At 45.2% G+C, this 20,230-nt stretch carries 19 protein-coding genes; 4 read left to right on the top strand and 15 right to left on the bottom strand.

What is annotated here, in order from left to right; genetic code table 11:
• Window positions 1–94 precede the first annotated feature (94 nt).
• Window positions 95–400 (top strand): DUF1330 domain-containing protein, encoded by a 306-nt coding sequence (locus F0231_RS17615; protein WP_171761013.1) that lies wholly within the window; start codon window positions 95–97, stop codon window positions 398–400.
• A 256-nt stretch (window positions 401–656) separates the two neighbouring features.
• Here the strand turns inward: F0231_RS17615 and ilvC are convergent, their stop codons facing one another.
• Window positions 657–2,141: a ketol-acid reductoisomerase gene (gene ilvC / locus F0231_RS17610; protein WP_171761012.1), complete on the bottom strand. Its 1,485-nt coding sequence runs from the start codon at window positions 2,139–2,141 to the stop codon at window positions 657–659.
• Window positions 2,142–2,365: 224 nt separating this feature from the next.
• Between ilvC and ilvY the strand changes: the two genes are divergently transcribed.
• Window positions 2,366–3,256, top strand: coding sequence for an HTH-type transcriptional activator IlvY (gene ilvY / locus F0231_RS17605; protein WP_171761011.1), 891 nt, complete (start codon window positions 2,366–2,368; stop codon window positions 3,254–3,256).
• Between the two features lie 214 nt (window positions 3,257–3,470).
• Here the strand turns inward: ilvY and hemN are convergent, their stop codons facing one another.
• The 5 genes from hemN to F0231_RS17580 all read right to left on the bottom strand — a co-directional run bounded on the left by hemN (window position 3,471) and on the right by F0231_RS17580 (window position 8,086).
• Window positions 3,471–4,859, bottom strand: coding sequence for an oxygen-independent coproporphyrinogen III oxidase (gene hemN / locus F0231_RS17600; protein WP_171761010.1), 1,389 nt, complete (start codon window positions 4,857–4,859; stop codon window positions 3,471–3,473).
• A 185-nt stretch (window positions 4,860–5,044) separates the two neighbouring features.
• Window positions 5,045–5,533 carry a DUF2489 domain-containing protein gene (locus F0231_RS17595; RefSeq protein ID WP_171761009.1) on the bottom strand — a complete coding sequence of 163 codons (489 nt, stop codon included), beginning with the start codon at window positions 5,531–5,533 and terminating at the stop codon, window positions 5,045–5,047.
• Window positions 5,534–5,543: 10 nt separating this feature from the next.
• Entirely contained in the window at window positions 5,544–6,107 is a 564-nt protein-coding gene (yihI, locus tag F0231_RS17590) for a Der GTPase-activating protein YihI (RefSeq protein ID WP_171761008.1), read from the bottom strand.
• The gene (locus tag F0231_RS17585; protein WP_171761007.1) at window positions 6,107–6,745 is read right to left on the bottom strand and encodes a class I SAM-dependent methyltransferase; all 639 of its coding nucleotides are present in this window, start codon (window positions 6,743–6,745) and stop codon (window positions 6,107–6,109) included. The genes yihI and F0231_RS17585 overlap by 1 nt, the downstream gene beginning before the upstream one ends.
• Window positions 6,746–7,468: 723 nt before the next feature.
• Window positions 7,469–8,086 (bottom strand): cytochrome c, encoded by a 618-nt coding sequence (locus tag F0231_RS17580; protein WP_171761006.1) that lies wholly within the window; start codon window positions 8,084–8,086, stop codon window positions 7,469–7,471.
• A gap of 136 nt (window positions 8,087–8,222) precedes the next feature.
• Between F0231_RS17580 and yihA the strand changes: the two genes are divergently transcribed.
• Window positions 8,223–8,888, top strand: coding sequence for a ribosome biogenesis GTP-binding protein YihA/YsxC (yihA, locus tag F0231_RS17575; RefSeq protein WP_171761005.1), 666 nt, complete (start codon window positions 8,223–8,225; stop codon window positions 8,886–8,888).
• 721 nt (window positions 8,889–9,609) lie between these two features.
• On the opposite strand, the gene polA is transcribed toward yihA, so the two are convergent.
• The 3 genes from polA to hemB all read right to left on the bottom strand — a co-directional run bounded on the left by polA (window position 9,610) and on the right by hemB (window position 14,583).
• Window positions 9,610–12,405: a DNA polymerase I gene (gene polA / locus F0231_RS17570; RefSeq protein WP_171761004.1), complete on the bottom strand. Its 2,796-nt coding sequence runs from the start codon at window positions 12,403–12,405 to the stop codon at window positions 9,610–9,612.
• 606 nt (window positions 12,406–13,011) lie between these two features.
• On the bottom strand, window positions 13,012–13,467 hold the full coding sequence (locus F0231_RS17565) for a GNAT family N-acetyltransferase (RefSeq protein ID WP_171761003.1): 456 nt from the start codon (window positions 13,465–13,467) through the stop codon (window positions 13,012–13,014).
• Between the two features lie 66 nt (window positions 13,468–13,533).
• Window positions 13,534–14,583 carry a porphobilinogen synthase gene (gene hemB / locus F0231_RS17560; protein WP_171761002.1) on the bottom strand — a complete coding sequence of 350 codons (1,050 nt, stop codon included), beginning with the start codon at window positions 14,581–14,583 and terminating at the stop codon, window positions 13,534–13,536.
• A gap of 168 nt (window positions 14,584–14,751) precedes the next feature.
• Here hemB and F0231_RS17555 point away from each other — a divergent pair, with 168 nt between their 5' ends.
• A complete protein-coding gene (locus F0231_RS17555; protein ID WP_171761001.1) occupies window positions 14,752–15,513 on the top strand; it encodes a TatD family hydrolase in 762 nt (253 codons plus the stop codon).
• 75 nt (window positions 15,514–15,588) lie between these two features.
• Here the strand turns inward: F0231_RS17555 and tatC are convergent, their stop codons facing one another.
• From tatC to ubiE, 6 genes are all read right to left on the bottom strand, one after another.
• Entirely contained in the window at window positions 15,589–16,341 is a 753-nt protein-coding gene (tatC, locus tag F0231_RS17550) for a twin-arginine translocase subunit TatC (protein ID WP_171761000.1), read from the bottom strand.
• 75 nt (window positions 16,342–16,416) lie between these two features.
• Window positions 16,417–16,848, bottom strand: coding sequence for a Sec-independent protein translocase protein TatB (gene tatB / locus F0231_RS17545; RefSeq protein ID WP_171760999.1), 432 nt, complete (start codon window positions 16,846–16,848; stop codon window positions 16,417–16,419).
• A gap of 3 nt (window positions 16,849–16,851) precedes the next feature.
• A complete protein-coding gene (gene tatA / locus F0231_RS17540) occupies window positions 16,852–17,094 on the bottom strand; it encodes a Sec-independent protein translocase subunit TatA (RefSeq protein ID WP_171760998.1) in 243 nt (80 codons plus the stop codon).
• Window positions 17,095–17,144: 50 nt separating this feature from the next.
• Window positions 17,145–18,779: a ubiquinone biosynthesis regulatory protein kinase UbiB gene (gene ubiB / locus F0231_RS17535; protein ID WP_171760997.1), complete on the bottom strand. Its 1,635-nt coding sequence runs from the start codon at window positions 18,777–18,779 to the stop codon at window positions 17,145–17,147.
• On the bottom strand, window positions 18,776–19,381 hold the full coding sequence (locus F0231_RS17530; RefSeq protein WP_171760996.1) for an SCP2 domain-containing protein: 606 nt from the start codon (window positions 19,379–19,381) through the stop codon (window positions 18,776–18,778). Before F0231_RS17530 ends, ubiB begins: the two co-directional genes overlap by 4 nt.
• Window positions 19,382–19,393: 12 nt before the next feature.
• The gene (ubiE, locus tag F0231_RS17525; protein ID WP_171760995.1) at window positions 19,394–20,176 is read right to left on the bottom strand and encodes a bifunctional demethylmenaquinone methyltransferase/2-methoxy-6-polyprenyl-1,4-benzoquinol methylase UbiE; all 783 of its coding nucleotides are present in this window, start codon (window positions 20,174–20,176) and stop codon (window positions 19,394–19,396) included.
• Between the last annotated feature and the right edge of the window lie 54 nt (window positions 20,177–20,230).

The raw sequence follows: 20,230 nt of genomic DNA, 5'->3' as shown, positions 1-20,230 counted from the left end.
TCAAATAACTGCTAATCTATACTCAAGTTGCTAAAGCACAACTAGCGGCAAATTGAGTTCAACTGACTTTTATTGATTGATACCGGAGCATCCTATGACAACTTACTACTCAGTACTTGAAGTGACCCCTAACACTGACGCTTGGGTGGCAGATTATGTGCCTGTTTCCAATAAGCTGGTAACTAAGTATGGTGGTCAATACATTGCCCGCACTTCTGTCCACCAGCGTGTAGAAGGCGACCGTGAAGACCCAGCATTACGTATCATCATTTCATGGCCTTCAAAACAAGCTGCATTAGACTTTATGGCTGATCCTGAATACGCACCACACCTTGAAGCTCGTACGCAAGGCTCTGTAAGTCACCACGCCCTAATTGAAGGCATTGACCAACTGGCTTAACTCATCCAAGCAGAGACAAAAGAAAAGCCCTGAACACATTAGCATTCAGGGCTTTTTAATTAATGTTGTGTTTGTTTTTTGTATTTATTACCCCAGTCTGCCTGGAGTTTTTTGCAACCTAGAGTCTAGGTTACGAAGAAAATTACGCAGAGCTTAGTGTTCAAAGCTAAGAACTTAAGTTCGCGGAGGTAACATGGAGTTTGCGCTAGCAAATGAGTATTACCGACAAAGAAATTAAGCTCCTTAGCGAAGAAGATTAGCCGCCTACTGCGATGTTCTTCATATCAGTCATGTAACCACGTAGCTCTTCACCGATGTACTCAACTGGGTGGTTACGGATAGCTTCGTTTACAGCGATTAGCGTTGCGTTATCTACTTGGTTAGATGTTTCACCTAGACCTTTACCGATTACGTCAGTGTTTACTGAAGGCATGAACTTCTCACGTAGTAGCGGCGTTGCTACGTTAGCGAATAGGTAGTTACCGTATTCTGCTGTATCTGAGATTACTACGTTCATTTCGTATAGACGCTTACGTGCTACTGTGTTTGCGATTAGCGGCAGCTCGTGTAGAGATTCGTAGTACGCTGACTCATCGATGATACCTGATGCTGTCATTGCTTCGAATGCTAGCTCAACGCCGGCACGAACCATTGCAACCATTAGGATACCGTTGTCGAAGTACTCTTGCTCAGAGATTTCCACGTCGCTTGCTGGGTAGTTTTCAAATGCAGTTTCACCTGTCTCTGCACGCCAGCCTAGTAGGTTCACGTCGTCGTTCGCCCAGTCAGCCATCATAGTGCTTGAGAATTCACCCGTGATGATGTCATCCATGTGCTTGTTGTAAAGCGGACGCATTAGCTCTTTTAGCTCTTCAGAAAGCTCAAATGCTTTGATTTTAGCTGGGTTTGATAGACGGTCCATCATGTGAGTGATGCCACCGAATTTCAGTGCCTCTGTGATTGTTTCCCAACCGTATTGTAGAAGCTTACCTGCGTAGCTTGGGTCGATGCCATCAGCAATCATCTTCTCGTAAGATACGATAGAACCAGCTTGCAGCATGCCACATAGAATTGTTTGCTCGCCCATTAGGTCAGATTTTACTTCTGCCACGAATGAAGACTCTAGACAGCCCGCGCGGTGACCACCTGTACCTGCAGCCCATGCTTTCGCGATATCCCAGCCTTCACCTTTAGGGTCATTTTCTGGGTGAACAGCGATCAGTGTTGGAACACCGAAACCACGCTTGTACTCTTCGCGTACTTCAGAACCAGGACACTTAGGAGCAACCATTACAACAGTCAGGTCAGAACGTAGCTGCATACCTTCTTCAACAACGTTAAAGCCGTGAGAGTAACCCAGTGCTGCACCTTCTTTCATTAGAGGCATTACTGTTTCAACAACGTTAGTGTGTTGCTTGTCTGGAGTCAGGTTGATAACTAGGTCAGCTTGTGGGATTAGCGTTTCGTAGCTGCCTACAACAAAGCCATTCTCATCCGCGTTTTTGAAAGATTGACGTTTCTCATCAATCGCTGCTTGGCGTAGAGCGTAAGATACGTCTAGGCCAGAATCACGCATGTTTAGACCTTGGTTAAGACCTTGAGCACCACAGCCGACGATAACGATCTTCTTACCTTTTAGGTAGTCCGCTTCTGTCGCGAACTCTTCACGATCCATAAAGCGGCAGCGACCTAGTTGGTCTAGTTGTTCACGTAGGTTTAAAGTATTGAAATAGTTAGCCATGGTCGGGCTCTCCTTAAAAATTTTCCATTTGGTCGATATTTCACTATCGAATGACCTGATACTAATGCAGACTTTTCGTTGCTTAAAGTGATATATTCACAACTAGTAATTGCGTTTTTTGCAACAACCTATAAGTCAGTTAATTCTGTTATACCTCAAAGGGTATGGCATTCATATAGTAATCAAGCAAAAAGTCAGTTTTATTCTCTTTTCAAGATCGAAATATGAACATAAAAAGTCTGCAACTATTTATTCACTTGTGTGAGAGCCAAAATTTCTCAAAAACGGCAGCGGCGATGCACATCAGCCCATCGGCATTAAGTCGGCAGATTCAAAAGCTCGAAGATGAAATAGATCAAACCCTCTTCTTACGAGACAACCGCAGTGTGGAGCTGACGCCCGCGGCTAAAAAATTACTGCCGGTTGCGCTTAAAATCATCAGTGAATGGCAAAGTTATAACGCCCAAGTTCAAGGACATGAGGAAGAGCTACAAGGTGAGATTCGCCTGTTCTGTTCTGTGACGGCCAGCTATAGTCATTTGCCCGAGCTATTATCAGACTTTCGTATTCAGCACCCGCTGATTGAATTTAAACTGTCCACAGGCGACCCAGCTCAAGCAATCGAGAAGGTTCTGGCGGATGAGGTGGATATTGCGATCTCAGCCATGCCCGATCAGTTACCCGCCAGAATCGAGTTTGAAACCATCAGTGAAATCCCATTGTCGGTAATTGCCCCGTCTGGCGTGAGTAACTTTGCTGAGGAGCTACAAAAAGATCAGCCCGATTGGTCTAACATCCCTTTCATCGTGTCGGAATCTGGTACTGCACGGGAACGTGCCAATGCGTGGTTCAAAGCGATGAAGATAAAGCCCAACATTTATGCTCAAGTATCAGGACATGAGGCGATAGTGAGTATGGTCGCCCTAGGTTGTGGTGTGGGCATTGCACCCGACGTGGTGATTAATAACAGCCCAGTAAAAGAGAAGATACAACGCTTAAAGGTAGCATCAGTAAAACCCTTCAAGCTCGGTGTCTGCTGCAAACGTTCACAGCTCGACAACCCGCTAGTGAAAGCCCTGTGGGAAGTCGCACACGATACTTACATCGCCCCATAACTTTCCAACGGCCAGATACAACAAAGCCACCGCTTTTCAGAGATAAAGAAAGGCAGTGGCTTTAAATATTGGTAATTTTCAAAGTAGTTGGAGTCACAGCTAGGCGTCAAACAACCTTATTCCCATGAGCATAGTCCGCTATGTGATTGGGGCGGCCGGCGCTCCGGGAAGGTTGTAAAGACAACAACGCTGTGGCTTCAAATACGAAGAAAATTTAGATAACGCGAGAGAACTGCTGCTGCCTAGCCTTAGCTCTCAAATACTTATCGAAACACATACAGATATTACGAATCAGTAGGCGGCCACGCAGAGTCACACGGATTTCGCTTGCGTCGACTTCAACCAATTCATCGTTAATAAAGGTCTGAAGCAAATCTAGGTCTTCTTTGAAGTAATCGTTGAAGGTTACGCCAAACTCAGACTCAATCATGGTCTTATCTAGCTTGAAGTTACAGATAAGCTGCTTAATCACTTCACGGCGTAGTAAGTCATCACTATCAAGGGCAACACCTTTCCATAATGCATGGCGCAGTTCATCAACCTGAGCGTAGTACTTTTTCAGCTCTTTCTGGTTTTGTGCATAAGCATCACCAATCATCGAGATAGCGGATACACCAAAACCTACTAAGTCTGCTTCACCTTGAGTCGTGTAGCCTTGGAAGTTGCGGTGCAGCACGCCTTCACGCTGCGCCACAGCAAGCTCATCGTCTGGCAAGGCGAAGTGGTCCATACCGATAAACTGATAACCTGCACCCGTTAACGTTGCAATGGTGTCTTGTAGGATTGCCATCTTCTCTTCGGCAATTGGCAAGTCTTCATCTTTAATTTTACGCTGAGCCGCGAACAGCTGTGGCATATGAGCGTAGTTAAAGACTGACAGGCGACCCGGCTGCATCTCTAGCACTTGCTTTAGTGTTTCAGCAAACGACTCTTTAGTCTGCTTCGGCAGGCCGTAGATTAGGTCAAGGTTTGTTGAACGGAAACCAAGTTGCTTCGCTCGCTCAACCATAGCCACGATAAACGCTTCATCTTGTTCACGGTTAACCAGCTTCTGAACTTCTTTATTGAAGTCTTGAACACCGATGCTCAAACGGTTGAAGCCCTCTCCACGCAAGTGGTCAAGCATATCAAGCTCAATCTCACGAGGATCAACTTCAATACTAATTTCTGCACTGCCTTCGAAGTTGAATTCATCACGAAGGATGTTCATCACACGGCTAATCTGTGCTTTAGATAGGAAGGTTGGTGTCCCGCCCCCAAAGTGAAGCTGGGTCACTTTACGATTCTGCAGCAATGCAGCACGAGTACGAATCTCTTGCTCTAATACATCTAGGTACTCATCAGCTTTATGTGCGTGACGAGTGATGACCTTATTACAGCCACAGTAGTAGCAAAGCTTGTGACAGAAAGGGATGTGGATGTAGAGAGAAAGCGGTCGCTCTGGATACTGAGTACACGCCATATCATAATCTGACACCGTAAATGCTTCATGGAACTCTAAAGCAGTTGGGTATGAGGTGTAGCGAGGACCTGAATAGTTGTACTTATCAAGAACCGCTTGATCCCAGACAATTTGCTGGCTTGATACGACTGGCTGCGACATGATGGTATTCCGTTTGGGCTTTAGTGCTTATCGGCTGTTTGGGCCGTTATAAATTAGCAGGCTATTTTGCCACACCTGAATGAAGCTCGTTGGAGGGCGCTCTGCTTTTTGAGTAGTAATCATCAGAATTGATAACTCGATCACTACCCTTTAAGTGTAAGCGATCGAGCTATAATTTTTTTAAACTAGATCATCTGAATGTTGATCTGGTTGTTCAGAGGTTGAACCTTTTTCTGCAGGCGCTGTAATTCTTCAACAATAGCATCTTGAAGACGCGCTTCTGCTTTATGGCGCTCAAGGTTTTGCTTCATGCGCTCTTTCTTTTCCAGCTGCTGGCGATCTTCACCACGAGCCATCTCTTTTACGATATGGAACAGCTCTGACGTTGCTGGAAACTCTTTGTCGAAATCCACTCTGTCTTCACCTTGAACATAGTCCATGATGTTATAAAGACGGATACTGACTTCCGATAGGTCACACTGCTCTTGGATACCCGCGAGGCAAAGGATATTGACGCTTTCAAAGATATTGGCATTACGCTTTTCAATTGCGAGCTTTTGTTGCTGCAATTGCAATTCCTTTTGCTTCTTGAGTTTGAGCAGAAGGTAACCTGCATACGAGGCCAAACCGAGAATAATCGCTCCGCCTGCAATTGCTAATAAGGTTACATTCATGATCTGCTCTCTACCCTTTAAATTGGTTCAGGTCTAAATCTTCAAACTGAGAAAGTAGCTCATCGTCAGAGTTAGCCTTCTTGTTTGATTTTTTCTCTGCAACTGGCGCTTCTTCGATCTCTTCTTCAAAGTCGTCTTCTTCGACTTCTTCATAGAGACCTAATTGCTTCATCAGAACTTCAATACGTCCAAGTTTTTCATCAACGTATTTCTGTAGGCCAGCACCTAAGCTGTCACCATTGTCTAGGCGATCCAACAATACGTTTAGTTGCGCATCGTTTTCTAACATCTCTAGCTCTTTCTCAGCGCTAATTCGACGTTCCGCTTTAGTTGGCTTTTTCGCAGCTTCAACTATCAGAGGAATTTTCTTCTTGCTGCCTAAGCGAGGGTCACGTTGTTGACCTGCAGTTTGCTGCTTGCTGTTTTTTGCTTCAGAGTTACGACCGCCAGTCTTTAGACCTTTGCGCTTTTTATCTTTCTTACGTAGACGTCCTTCAACGTCTGATTCAGTGCGATTACGTACAACGATTACGTCTAGGTTACCGCCTGATCTTGCTTTCTTACTACGGCTCATTACTGGGCTTTCCTCAGTAAAATTACATCATTACCAATAAATTCTAGGTCGAGCTGATCCCGCTCTGCCAGATATTCAAACGTTTTACGGCTAAAAAAGACCACATGAGTTTGGTCATTTTTATAGTGCCAAGAGGCAAACGCTTCAACATCGATGACCATTTTAGTCATAAGACCAATCCAGCCACCTGGCTTAACTAAATTCAACCATTGCTGCCACACTTTGTTGGGCTCATAGAGATGCTCAATCACTTCAGTGGCAGTCATAAAGTCATACGCGTTATCTAACACCGAAGAATCAGGGTGATAGTAAATATCGTACAACGCCATGGAGTGTCCCTGCTCTTCCAACATCAATGAAAGTGTTGGGCCAGGGCCACAGCCAAAATCAATCCCGTGAGAGTTTGGTTCTAACCGCTCTAATATGGGGTCTGCGACCCGAGATAAAAAGCGTCGATATCCTTGGTCATTTGGATCGTTCTCATGCAGATCGTAGTGCGCTTTTTCTGCCTTTGCATCCAAGCGCTGATCTGGATTAACGAAAACCAGGTCACATTGCTGACATTGAAGGTACGCTCGGCGTTTATCTTCAAAGTAGTGCTGCGAGTCTAAGCTCTGACAAAGGGGGCAATGGTGCATATCGGTTGCGTAAACTCATCCTCAAACAGGGATGCGAAACATACCAGAAAGTGACCTTGGAGTGGAGCACTATTGTGCAAATAATCATCGATTCGTGAAAATTAAGAATAAAAAAAGCGATAGAGTGACTCTATCGCTTTCTAAACGCCTTGCGGCAAAACTGTGTTGTACTGACTTCAGTACACCAATATTCCATTTGTTTTTGGTGCTTTCCCTGCCAAAAGTGTTGTTTGCCACCATCCTGGTGAGTTTTGGCTTTCCGTTTACTTCCCGTATCTGGGCTAGTCCTTAGCCTGATCCATTGCACTGTCTTAACCGTTAGACAAGTCGACCATCCATATCAAGTAGGTGTCCTACCTACCTTAATCCATTTGAACTACCAAGCATCCTTTACTTGCGGTCCTTGGAGACTTCCTAGTCTAGATTCCATTAATTCAGCGTCCTGCCGATGAGTTCACTTTACCTTGTGTTCATTTCTCAGCAATCCGCAAACCACAATATTTAGCACTTTTTTATCAAGAAAAATCCATAGCTTTATTTTTCAACATCTTACTGAAAATTCTTAGAAAGTAACGATGACAAGTATGGACGATCTCTCACAAGCAAGATGGACAGAAAGAAGGAAGCGTATTCAACACGAGTGTGATCGAGTGCAAATGAAAAAGCCCAGACACTGGCCTGGGCTTTTTCAATACAACTTATGCTCGAACACATTAGTAGGGCTTAGTGTAGGCCACCAACGTATTTAGAAAGCGTATCAATATCTTCATCCGTTAGCTTCTTAGCGATATCTTGCATCATGGCATTCATATCGTTGTTACGTGAGCCGTCACGGAATTTTTCTAGCTGCATCTTGATGTAATCAGCGTGTTGGCCAGAAATTTTAGGGAAGCCAGAGAGTTCAGTACCATTACCACGAGGACCGTGACAAGCGATACATGCCGTCAGGCCGCGCTCTGCGTCACCAGCGGTATAAAGAACTTTACCTGCTTCAACAACATTTTCAGGTGTTGTATTGTGCGAAATTGGTAGTGATGCGTAGTACGCCGCAAGATCTTTCATATCTTGCTCAGACAGCGGCATAGCCATACCACTCATTACTGGGTCCATACGACCTTGCTTACCACTGCTTGTCATACCTAGCTTCAGATCTCTAAGCTGCTTTTCAATATATTTAGCATGCTGACCTGCAAGTTTAGGGTACATTGCGAGTTGACTGTTGCCGTCTGCACCGTGGCAGGCAACACAGGTTTGAGATTTTGCTTTACCAGCTTCGATGCTGCCTTGGGCCCATACGGAGCAGCTGGCTAAAAGACTCAATATTAGCGCTAATTTCTTCATGACATTCCATTTATAATTATCAAGCTTCCAGTACCACTCATGGTACAATAGGCGACCTTATGCCGAGCACGGTTATTTTACACAATTTCACAAAAAAGTAATCAATCGACTACACAAAGTCGAGATGGAGTTAACAGTGAGCGTAAAAATTCATTATCAAAACACTCATTTCATCACAAGTGCGCCGGATATCCGCGCCTTGCCAGAAGATGAAGGTATCGAAGTTGCGTTTGCAGGACGCTCCAATGCGGGCAAATCTAGCTCTCTAAATCGCCTGACGAACCAGCGCAGCCTTGCTAAAACCAGTAAAACACCTGGCCGAACTCAGCTGATCAACCTGTTTAAAGTGACCGATGGCTGTCACATCGTTGACCTTCCTGGGTATGGCTTTGCTCAAGTTCCACTTGAGATGAAGAAGAAATGGCAAAAGTCGCTAGGTGAATACCTACAAAAGCGCCAATGTCTAAAAGGTCTTGTGGTACTGATGGACATCCGTCATCCGATGAAAGATCTAGACCAACAATTAATTTTTTGGGCGGTTGACAGCGGAATCCCAGTACAGGTACTGCTAACTAAAGCAGACAAGCTGAAAAGTGGTGCACGTAAAGCTCAAGTACTGAAAATCAAGAAAGATGCAGTTGGCTTCGGCGGTGATGTAAGCGTTGCTGCGTTCTCATCACTCAAAGGTATTGGCGTCGATATACTTCGCGCGAAGCTTGATGAATGGTTTGCTCCAGCGTTTGCTGATTCGGTAGTCGAAGAGATTATCGAAGAAGAGAACCTAGACAACGAACAAGAATAACGTTTCTGTTATTGACCAGCCCTACTAGCAATAGTGGGGCTTTTTTATACCCGCAGAAAATAAAACGCCCCACCATCCTGGCAGGGCAACGGGAGAGAAATAATCGTTGTAAGTTATTATCTTCGTAGGATTATCGATTCAAAGTGATAAATCAACCTCTCAAGCCCCCCTCTCCTTGTCGAATACAAAAACAAAAATAAACACTATAAAACAAACACTTAAAACAATTAAAAACACAAAAACCGGGGCGCAACATCATTGATTTTTTACTCAAAATAACCAAAGTGTGAATGGAGTAAAGTTACAAACTTTGTTGAAGTTACAGATTAGAGGAATAAAACGAATTTAGTGCCAAAAGCAATCAGGTGGATTGAAACTTAAGAAGAAATTGAGGGATTATTGATAGGACTATGATTTGATTGAATTTTTCTTTGACCCAATAAAAAACGCCCCAGTCAAAAACTGACTGGGGCGGCTGAATCAGCCTAATCCAATAACGTGAAACAAAAGGTCTGAAAGATAGAACATCTTACCTCTGTACCCTACGCCGTTAAATGTACAACAATTGGTCAGAAATGAAAACTACTTTTCGTAATTTTTTTTCATGAAAGTTTTATTAAACTACATTTACCAACTTTCCCTTCAACTTATTTATAGACAAAAAAAAGCCAGCGTTTGTGCGCTAGCTCATGATATTTATTAGAATTCGACTATTTTTTGTCTAGTGCGCCTGATCCCAGTTGTCACCATGGCCAGATTCCGCCACTAGCGGTACATCTAGCTGCGCTGCAGACTCCATCAATTCTTGTACTTTACTTTCAATTTCGGCAAGTGCTGACTCTTGTACTTCAAAAACCAGTTCATCGTGCACTTGCATCAATAACTTAACGCGACCGTCACCTTGTGACTGAATCCACTCATCAACCAGCAACATTGCTTTCTTGATGATATCCGCCGCTGTCCCTTGCATTGGTGCGTTAATCGCAGCACGTTCAGCCGCTTTACGACGCATACCATTACGTGACTTAATTTCAGGCAAGTGTAGACGGCGACCAAAGATAGTCTCTACGTACCCCTGCTCTGAAGCCGCACTGCGCGTGTCTTCCATGTACTGCATCACACCTGGGTAACGCTCAAAGTACTTATTCATGTAGTCTTGCGCTTCCCCACGTGGGATACCCAGCTGCTTAGCTAGACCAAATGCACTCATACCGTAGATCAGGCCAAAGTTGACCGCTTTAGCACGGCGACGCTGTTCTGAACTCACTTGGTCGATGGTGGTACCCATGATTTCTGCTGCAGTCGCTGCGTGAATATCCTTACCCTGCTGGAACGCATCCAATAGTGCTTGGTCGCCAGATAGGTGCGCCATGATGCGCAGCTCAATCTGAGAGTAATCGACAGCCATGATCTTGAAGCCATGTGGGGCCACAAATGCCTGACGAATACGACGCCCTTCATCGTTACGAATTGGAATATTCTGCAGGTTTGGATCGGTTGAAGACAAACGCCCTGTCGCCGTTACTGCTTGATGATAAGAGGTGTGAACACGGCCTGTTTCTGAGTTAATCATCTTAGGCAGCTTATCCGTGTAAGTCGATTTCAGCTTCGCCAGACCACGGTACTCAAGAATCAATTTCGGTAATGGATAATCCAAAGCAAGCTCTTGCAGGACTTCTTCATTGGTTGAAGGTGTGCCTGAAGGCGTTTTCTTGATAACAGGTAGACCCATTTTTTCGAACAAAATCGCTTGAAGCTGCTTTGGCGAATTCATGTTGAACTCTTGCTCAGCAATCTCATACGCTTGCTGCTCTAGCTCATCAAGGCGCTGTGCAATCTCTTGAGACTGTGCTGCCAACTTCATGTCATCGATAAACACGCCTGTTCGCTCTATACGAGACAAGACGGGTACCAATGGAACCTCAATCTCTTCATAGATCGATTTGAGCTTCTCGTCTTGTTCAATGTTAGACATCAAACGGTTGTGCAGACGTAAAGTCACGTCGGCATCTTCCGCTGCGTAAGGAGAAGCTTGGTCTAACTCAATTTGGTTAAACGTAAGCTGCTTTTTACCTTTACCTGCAATTTGTTCGAACGAGATGCAGCTGTGCTGAAGGAAACGCAGTGCCAGACTATCCATATCATGCTTACCGCCTACGCTGTTATACACGTATGAAGCTAACATGGTGTCGTGCTTGATGCCTTTCATCTCAATACCATAGCGCGCAAGTACCGACGCATCGTATTTCAGGTTTTGACCGACTTTCGCCTGAGCATCATCTTCAAGAATTGGTTTTAGCTGCGCGAGCACCCAATCACGATCAAGCTGCTCTGGCGCATCAAGGTAATCATGAGCAACGGGAACGTATGCCGCAACACCTTCTTCTGTGGCGAACGACAAACCAACTAGGTTCGCTACCATGTAATCTAAGCTGTCAGTTTCCGTATCAAACGCAAAGACTTCAGCTGACTTGAGCTTTTCAAGCCAAGCAGAGAAAGTCGCTTCATCAAGAATCGTTTCGTATTGGCTGCGATCGATCGTCACCGCAGAGGTATCTATTTCAGATGCTGAGTTTGCTGTCGAGGTGCCGCTTTGGCCGCCCGACTTCTCATCAGCTTCGACAACACCGCTGCCACCTTCAAGCAATTCGTTCAACCATGATTTGAAGACCAGCTGACCAAATAATTTAATCAGCTCATCTTTGTTTGGCTCTGACTTGGTCAACGACTCTGGTGTCTCTTCTAGCTCAACATCCAACTTAATCGTGGCAAGCTCATAAGAGAGCATCGCATTATCTTTATTATCGACAAGCTTCTTCGCCATCGTTTTTGAACCACGGAACCCAAGCGGTGCGATGTCATCAAGATTTGCGTACAGTTTCTCTAGGCTACCTATACCTTGCAGTAAGGCTGTTGCTGTCTTGTCACCTACCCCCGGAACACCAGGGATGTTATCGACTTTATCCCCCATCAGCGCGAGATAATCGATGATGAGCTCTGGTGGAATGCCAAACTTCTCTACAACACCTTCACGATCCATCACCACATTTGTCATGGTATTGATCAAGGTAACGTTACCATCCACCAGCTGAGCCATATCTTTATCACCCGTACTGATCAGTACAGGCATGCCAGCTTGTGACGCTTGGTAAGCTAATGTGCCAATAACATCATCCGCTTCCACACCCGGAACACAGATTAACGGCAAGCCCATTGCTCGAATCACATTGTGCAGTGGCTCGATCTGACAACGAAGATCGTCCGGCATTGGTGGACGATTCGCTTTGTACTCTGGATACATATCATCACGAAACGTTTTACCTTTCGCATCAAAGACCACAGCAATACGATCCGAAGCAAATTGACGCATCATGCTACGTAGCATATTAACGACACCATAAACCGCGTTAGTCGGAATATCGCCATTACTCATGGTCTCAGGGTAAGCGTGAAATGCTCGGTAAAGGTAAGAAGAACCGTCAATGAGAATTAACGGATTATCGGGGATGTTAGCCATAGTCTTTACGTATCCAAAGAAAATGCAAAAAAGATCTGCTTAGGATGCCATGACTCAGTCAGTGAATCCATTTTAACTCTTTGAACTCTACTCACACATTTGGCTATTCCTTTATCAACCTGAGACCTCCTCTGTGGATAACTCTGTTTATATTATTTATTCACAGGATATAAAAATGTGCTACTCCACTTCAATAAACAACCTAAAGCATTGTAATAAAAGAACATTAACAGAGATCGATCGTGACAAGATCGATCCACAAACGATCTTGCACTGTGGAAAAGACTATTGGTGTCCTTTTATTCGATCAAAAATGACAGGCATAAAAAAAGCGACATCTTTCGATGTCGCCTAGCAAAAAGGGGTCAAAGTAATTCAGGTGAATGAGGTACTTTGCCATAAAGCTATAAATTACACTGGAAGCAATGTGAGCAATGTCGTGTCAAAAAGAACTCGTGCAAGTTCGATTAAGTTCAGTGTCATCACCGTCTCCAATCTGAATCTGGTAACTCAACATCCTTGTGAACTTCTCTCATTCCCTAAGACGAGATAAATAATAACCATTCTCATTTAATGCGTCAACACCTAAATGAGAAAAAATCTCATTTAATTTTTATGACAAGGTTGTATCTGCTTCACGAAGTGAATACGACTCTCTACCAAAGGTTCTTTTTGTTCATAATTTTCAATCATATAGCCGTTCTTTATCAGTAGTCTTAGCATCGCTGGAAACTGGTTACGAGACTTCACTTTTAACTGCTTATAACCTTGCTCTGCTACCCATTTTTCTTGTATTTCTAGCAGTGTTTGAGCGACACCCTTTTTACGAGCCAGTGAGGATACGCCTCCAAACCAGCTATAAAACGTCTTGTCGTCCAATTGATAACCAATTTTAAACCCAAGTAAGTTATCTCCCTCTTGAGCTATTTGAACAAGGTAGCGCGCTTTACCTTCTAATCGGGCTGTTAAACTGGCGACAGTCTCTTTATGGGCGAATTCACTGATCTGCTCGACCACCTGCACACACTCTTCTAGTGTTCCTTCTCGATAAACTACACTCATTCGAACTCTCCAAAACTAGAAAAGGCTGACAAATGCCAGCCTTTAGAACTTGATCAATGCAGGTGATTACTCTTGTTCACCTTTCAAGAAGGTCGCTGCTTGCGCATTTTCTTCCGCTAACCACTCCGCTACATCTTTAGCAAAATAAGTTAGGATGCCGTCAGCGCCTGCACGTTTAAAACAAAGCAGAGATTCCATCACGGTTTCACGCTCTTTTAGCCAACCGTTCGCAAACGCCGCTTTATGCATCGCATATTCACCCGATACTTGGTAAGCAAAGGTAGGCACTTCTAACTCAGACTTCACTCGACGGACAATATCTAGGTAAGGCATGCCCGGTTTAACCATCACCATGTCTGCACCTTCGTTCACATCCATGGCTACTTCATGGATCGCCTCATCGCTGTTGGCAGGATCCATTTGGTAGTTCTTTTTGTTGCCGCCTTTCAGGTTACTCGCACTGCCGACCGCATCGCGGAAAGGGCCGTAGTAACATGATGCGTATTTCGCCGAGTAAGCCATGATTTGAGTATTAATATGACCCGCTTGCTCTAGTACTTTACGAATCTCGCCAATGCGGCCATCCATCATATCTGACGGTGCGACCACATCCGCACCCGCTTCCGCGTGAGACAGAGCTTGTTTAACCAAGACTTTCGTCGTTTCATCATTCAGAACATAACCATCTTCATCAATGATGCCGTCTTGACCATGAGTTGTGAACGGATCAAGGGCAACGTCAGTAATCACACCGATTTCTGGCACGTGCTCTTTCAGAGAACGAACAGCGCGTTGTACAAGGCCTTCAGGGTTGTACGCTTCTGCTGCACATAAGCTTTTCGCATCTTGGTTTACCACAGGGAATAGAGCAATCGCTGGTACACCCAACTGAGCAAGGTATTGCGCTTCTTCTAACATCAAATCGATAGACAGACGCTCAATGCCAGGCATTGAATCCACGGTTTCGCGGCGATCTTTACCCATCAAGATAAACATTGGGTAGATTAGATCATTAACAGAGAGTTGGTTTTCAGCCATTAGGCGACGGCTAAAGTCATGTTTACGCATTCGGCGCATACGACGGCCAGGGAATTGACCTTGAATCGAAACTGACACTCTATTCTCCTTGTGTGGTGAAAGTGCTTGAAATGAATGATATCACTCCTTTGATAGTACGCTAGCAACAAACGATAAAAATGCAAAAAATGACCCAACGCTCACACTGCCGTATACTTGGCTCTCACCGTATGCCAGAACCAGAATAAGTTAGCTCAGAGAAAGACCATGATTGATACCCACGCACACATCTATGCCAGTGAATTCGACACAGACCGCGACGACGTGGTCAAACGCGCCCTAGCCCAAGGTATCGATAAGATTCTACTGCCAAATATCGACCTTGAGTCGATTGAGCCAATGCTTAAGACGGAAGCGGCTTATCCTGAGGTGTGTCGTTCGATGATGGGACTCCACCCTTGTTATGTGGATGCGAACGTAAAGCAAACGCTCGACGTGGTTCACTCTTGGTTCGATAAGCACAACTTCATTGCGGTTGGTGAAATAGGTATCGACCTATACTGGGATAAAACCTTTAAGGCCGAGCAAGAGGTGGCGTTTATCACCCAGCTAAACTGGGCAAAAGAGATGAATCTACCGGTTGTCATCCATACTCGTGATTCTATCGAAGAGACTCTGACCCTACTTCGCCAAGAACAAAACGGTTCATTGAGTGGTGTCTTCCACTGTTTTGGCGGTAGCGTTGAGGAAGCGAAAGCGATTAATGACCTTGGATTTCATCTTGGCTTAGGTGGCGTCTCGACGTTTAAAAATGGTGGGATGGATAAAGTCATCCCCCACCTCGATATGGACTTTGTGATTTTGGAAACAGACTGCCCATATCTTGCGCCAGTGCCCCATCGTGGTAAACGCAATGAACCAGCCTATACCTCTTTGGTTGCACAGCGCGTAGCTGACCTACGTGATATCTCCATCTCGGAAGTCGACAGCCTCACAACAGGCAACGCGACCAAATTATTTAATCTTTAGGTTCTTCCAGATAAAGTAAAAGGGGCTGATACCTAGTATCAGCCCCTTTTTAATTTTGCACTTTCAGCGTTGTGGTTACTCTTCCACTTGCTCGTCTTCATCTCGGTCTTTGCGTACATAGAAGCGTGCGAAGAACAATCCGACTTCAAACAGCAAACACATCGGAATTGCCAATAGTGTCTGAGAAATCATGTCTGGTGGTGTCAGCATCATACCAACGATAAACGCACCAACAACAATGTATGGTCGCTTCTCACTTAAGCTCTTAGGGTTAGTCGCGCCAGTCCAACATAGCAAGATGATCGCTACGGGCACTTCAAACGCAATGCCAAACGCTAAGAACAGCGCGAGAACGAAGTCGAGGTAGCTCGATATATCCGTGGCAAACTCTACTCCACCTAGCGATATCGCGGTAAAGAAGCCAAACACCAACGGAAACACCACAAAGTAAGCAAAAGCAACACCGCAATAAAACAGCAGTGAACTCGAAAACATTAATGGCATGATCAAGCGGCGTTCATGTTTGTATAAGCCCGGCGCAACAAATGCCCAAACTTGGTACAAGATAAACGGCACCGCAATAAAGATGGATGCGATTAACGTCAGCTTTAATGGCGTAAAGAAAGGCGATGCAACGTCTGTTGCGATCATGGTTGCCCCTTCTGGTAGTCGCTCTACCAAAGGTGCTGAGACAAACTCATAGATGTCATTGGCAAAATAGATCAGACCAAGGAACACGATTAACACCGCAACAAGTGCACGCAATAATCGGTTACGCATCTCCAACAGATGGCTGATCAAAGGCTGTGTCTGCTCAACAGAAGACATGGAAACCTCTACTCTAGAAGATCAAAAAGGAGCTACTGACGCTTGGGTTAAGGTCGTAGCTCCTCGAATGCGAGACTATTCGGCTTTTTTATCTGCCTGTGGTGATGGCTGGGCTTGTAAGCTTTCAACCTCACCAACGGAGTCATTGGCGTTTTGTGCGGATTCAACTTTCTCATCCGCAGTCTCAGTGCTGTTCGTCGCTGAGTCGCTTTTGCTCGCGTATGGGCGCTGAACGTCTTGCGCAGCTTGCTTCAATTGGTCTACTGAAGACTTGAGCTCAGGAGAAAGATCTTCCATCCCCATTTGCTCTGCTTTACGCAAATTCTCTTGTAGCTCTTGCACCTTGAGTTCGTGTGAAAGTTCATCTTTCACACTGTTTGCCATGCTTTTAGCCGCACCAACAAATTTGGATACGCTGCGAATCGCATGAGGCAAACGCTCTGGCCCAAGTACCACTAGCCCAACGACAGATATCAATACCAGTTCCCAAAAACCGATATCAAACACGAGTTACGCCTGCTCTTTGTCTTTCTTTGTTTCAGCAGTAGCGTCTGTTTTCTGTTGCTCTACCGCTTTTGGCTCGAAGTCTGCGTCTTTTTTCTCTTTGCCCGCATCATCTTCGTTCATCGCTTTCTTGAAGCCTTTCACTGCACCGCCAAGATCGCCACCGATACCACGTAGCTTCTTAGTACCAAACAGTAGAACGACAATGACAGCAATAATCAGAAGTTGCCAAATACTAATACCACCCATTCTTTTTACCTCGGGTCTTATTAAACAAAATTATTTCAAGAGTTTAACGCCTATTGACGGTAAGCTCGCCAACTAAGCAACCAAAATGTGACCCCGCCGAAAGCGCTTGCCATCGATAGTTGCTCATAAGTGCTGTTAACCAATATTGCCGAGCATACGACTAATGTGGCTCCAACACCAAATAAAAATTTACCGGTCGCCTGCTGCTTCTTACTTGCTCGATAGCCTTGGTAGAGTTGGTCCATTCTCTGGTTCATCATCTTACCTTGGCGCAAGCTGTCATAAAGCAGCTCTGGTAGCTCTGGCAGTTTTTCCGCCCAGAACGGCGCTCTGTCTTTCACCGCGTTGATTACCGCTTGAGGACCAACTTGGTTCATCATCCACTCTTCAAGGAATGGCTTGGCTGTTTCCCACAAATCTAACTGAGGGTAAAGCTGACGACCTAAGCCTTCAACATACAGCAACGTCTTTTGCAGCAGAACTAACTGTGGCTGCACTTCCATATTGAATCGACGCGCAGTGTTAAACAAGTTTAGCAGTACATGGCCAAACGATATTTCACACAGCGGTTTAGCAAAGATAGGTTCGCACACAATGCGAATCGCAAATTCAAACTCATCGATGTTTGTTTCACGTGGAACCCATCCAGATTCAACATGCAACTCAGCGACACGTCGATAGTCTCGGTTAAAGAATGCTAAAAAGTTTTCCGCCAAATAGCGCTTATCATCGCTGTTTAACGTACCGACAATCCCACAATCTAAACCAATCCAACGCGGGTTCTCTGGATGTTCAGGCTCAACAAACACATTCCCTGGGTGCATGTCTGCATGGAAAAAGCTGTCACGAAAGACTTGCGTAAAGAACACACTCACACCACGTTCCGCTAATAGCTTCATGTTGGTGCCGTTCGCTTTCAAACCTTCAATATCAGAGACTTGGATGCCGTATATTCGCTCAGAAACCATGACAGTTTCATTACTAAGGTCAGTTAATACCTCAGGAACGTACAACTCTTCACTGCCTTCAAAGTTTCGGCGCAGCTGAATCGCGTTCGCCGCTTCACGTCGTAGGTCAAGTTCATCCAATAACGTTTTTTCGTACTCACGCACTACTTCGACAGGTTTTAAACGACGTGCTTCAGGAAGTGCTTTGGCGACTATACTCGCCATGCGGTACATCAGTTTTAGATCTGCATCAATGACCGGGCGAATATCTGGCCTGATCACTTTTAATACTACTTCTTGGTTAGTCTCTTTGAGCGTTGCAGTATGCACTTGCGCAATCGAGGCAGAGGCCAAAGGCTTAATCTCAAAGTCATCGAACCAAGTTTCAACAGGCCCACCGAGTGCTTGCTCAATTTGTTCTTTCGCCAATTGGCCATCAAACGGAGAGACTTGATCTTGAAGTAACGCTAGCGGGTCAGCAATATGCGGAGGAAACAGGTCACGACGGGTAGACATCATCTGACCAAACTTAATCCAAACCGGACCAAGCTCTTGCAGTGCCAAACGTAGCCGATCGCCAAGTGGCTTGTCAGCATGCTTATTTTTAATCCAGAACAGACTTTTACGCGCCAGCAGCGGCGCCTTTGTCAATTGGTGTTCTGGCAGCAGCTCGTCCAAACCATATTCAAGCTGGACTTTTACAATGTGATATAAGCGACGCAGCTCTGTTAGGGTCATGCGCGCTCCAACAGTTTGTTGAGCTTAGCTTCAACACGAGCTGCTTGGCTTTTCACGTCATCCACTTGATCGCAGAAATGCGCGACTTCAAGCGGTGCAGGTGCAACTCGCCACTCTTCCGTCAATACTTGGGCAATATGGTTTTGGTGCTTGCTCGCCTGTGACTTAATCAATTGGCCAACACCCGTGACACCTTGCACGACGGTATGAGCAACGACATCACCTGCCACTTTCGATAGCCACTCTTCAATGTCAGGCTTGCAGTCAGTCATCAGCTGAGAGAATTTTTGCGCCAATTGAATATCACCTTCTAGAATCAGCTTATCTTGCTTGATCAACTTAGTGATGTTGGATTGGTCGCGAAGTTCTGGAAGAACCGATAGGTTCAGCGATAGATAACAATCAGGCTCGCCTTCATAGTTAGCCAAAACATCGATTTGCTGACTAAAAATAAACGTCAGGGTTTTGTTCAACTCTTTAAGGTGAACTTGAATAACCTGACCTTTAAGGCGAGAAAGACGACGCCCCAACTCTGGGTCGTCGTTAATTAGGGTATTAAGCGAGGTCTCAATCACCGCTGTTACAAGAGGTTCAAATGGCATCGTTAACCAACCTTAGAATTTGTAACCACGGTGCAGAGCAACAATACCACCTGTTAGGTTGTAGTAGTTTGTCTGCTCAAAGCCTGCTTCATCCATCATGCCTTTCAAGGTTTCTTGATTTGGGTGCATGCGGATTGATTCAGCAAGGTAACGGTAGCTTTCTGCATCATTAGCAACCAGCTCACCCATTTTAGGTAGCAGGTGGAATGAGTAGGTATCGTAGATTTTAGACAGCGGCTCTAATACTGGCTTTGAGAACTCAAGCACTAATAGACGGCCGCCTGGCTTAAGAACACGGTACATTGAGCGCAATGCTTTATCTTTGTCCGTGACATTACGTAGACAGAAGCTGATTGTGATGGCATCAAAGTAGTCATCCGGGAACGGCAGTTCTTCAGCATTCGCTTGAACGTAATGCACATTGCCCACAATGCCGTTGTCACGCAGTTTATCACGACCGACATTCAGCATTGAGTTATTGATGTCTGCTAGAACAACGTGGCCTTTTTCACCTACGATGCGAGAGAACTTAGCCGTTAAGTCACCCGTACCACCACCAAGGTCAAGAACACACTGACCAGGACGAACACCACTACAATCGATAGTGAAACGCTTCCATAGACGGTGGATACCACCCGACATTAAATCGTTCATAATGTCGTACTTGGCTGCCACAGAGTGGAAAACTTCAGCAACTTTCGTCACTTTCTCTTCTTTCGCTACGGTGCTGAAACCAAAATGCGTGGTTTCATTTGATTCTAAAGCTGTATTCGATTGCACGCTTGTATCCGTCATGATGATTCCTCTTCGAGCAGCGCTGCTAATAAATACGACCTAAGCGCTGCGGGC

Origin of the sequence: Vibrio sp. RE86, from assembly GCF_013114545.1 — a bacterium.
In the GTDB taxonomy this organism is placed as follows: Bacteria; Pseudomonadota; Gammaproteobacteria; order Enterobacterales; family Vibrionaceae; genus Vibrio.
The sequence above is the reverse complement of the archived record's forward strand: the minus strand, read 5'-3'. Positions and strand labels throughout refer to the sequence as shown.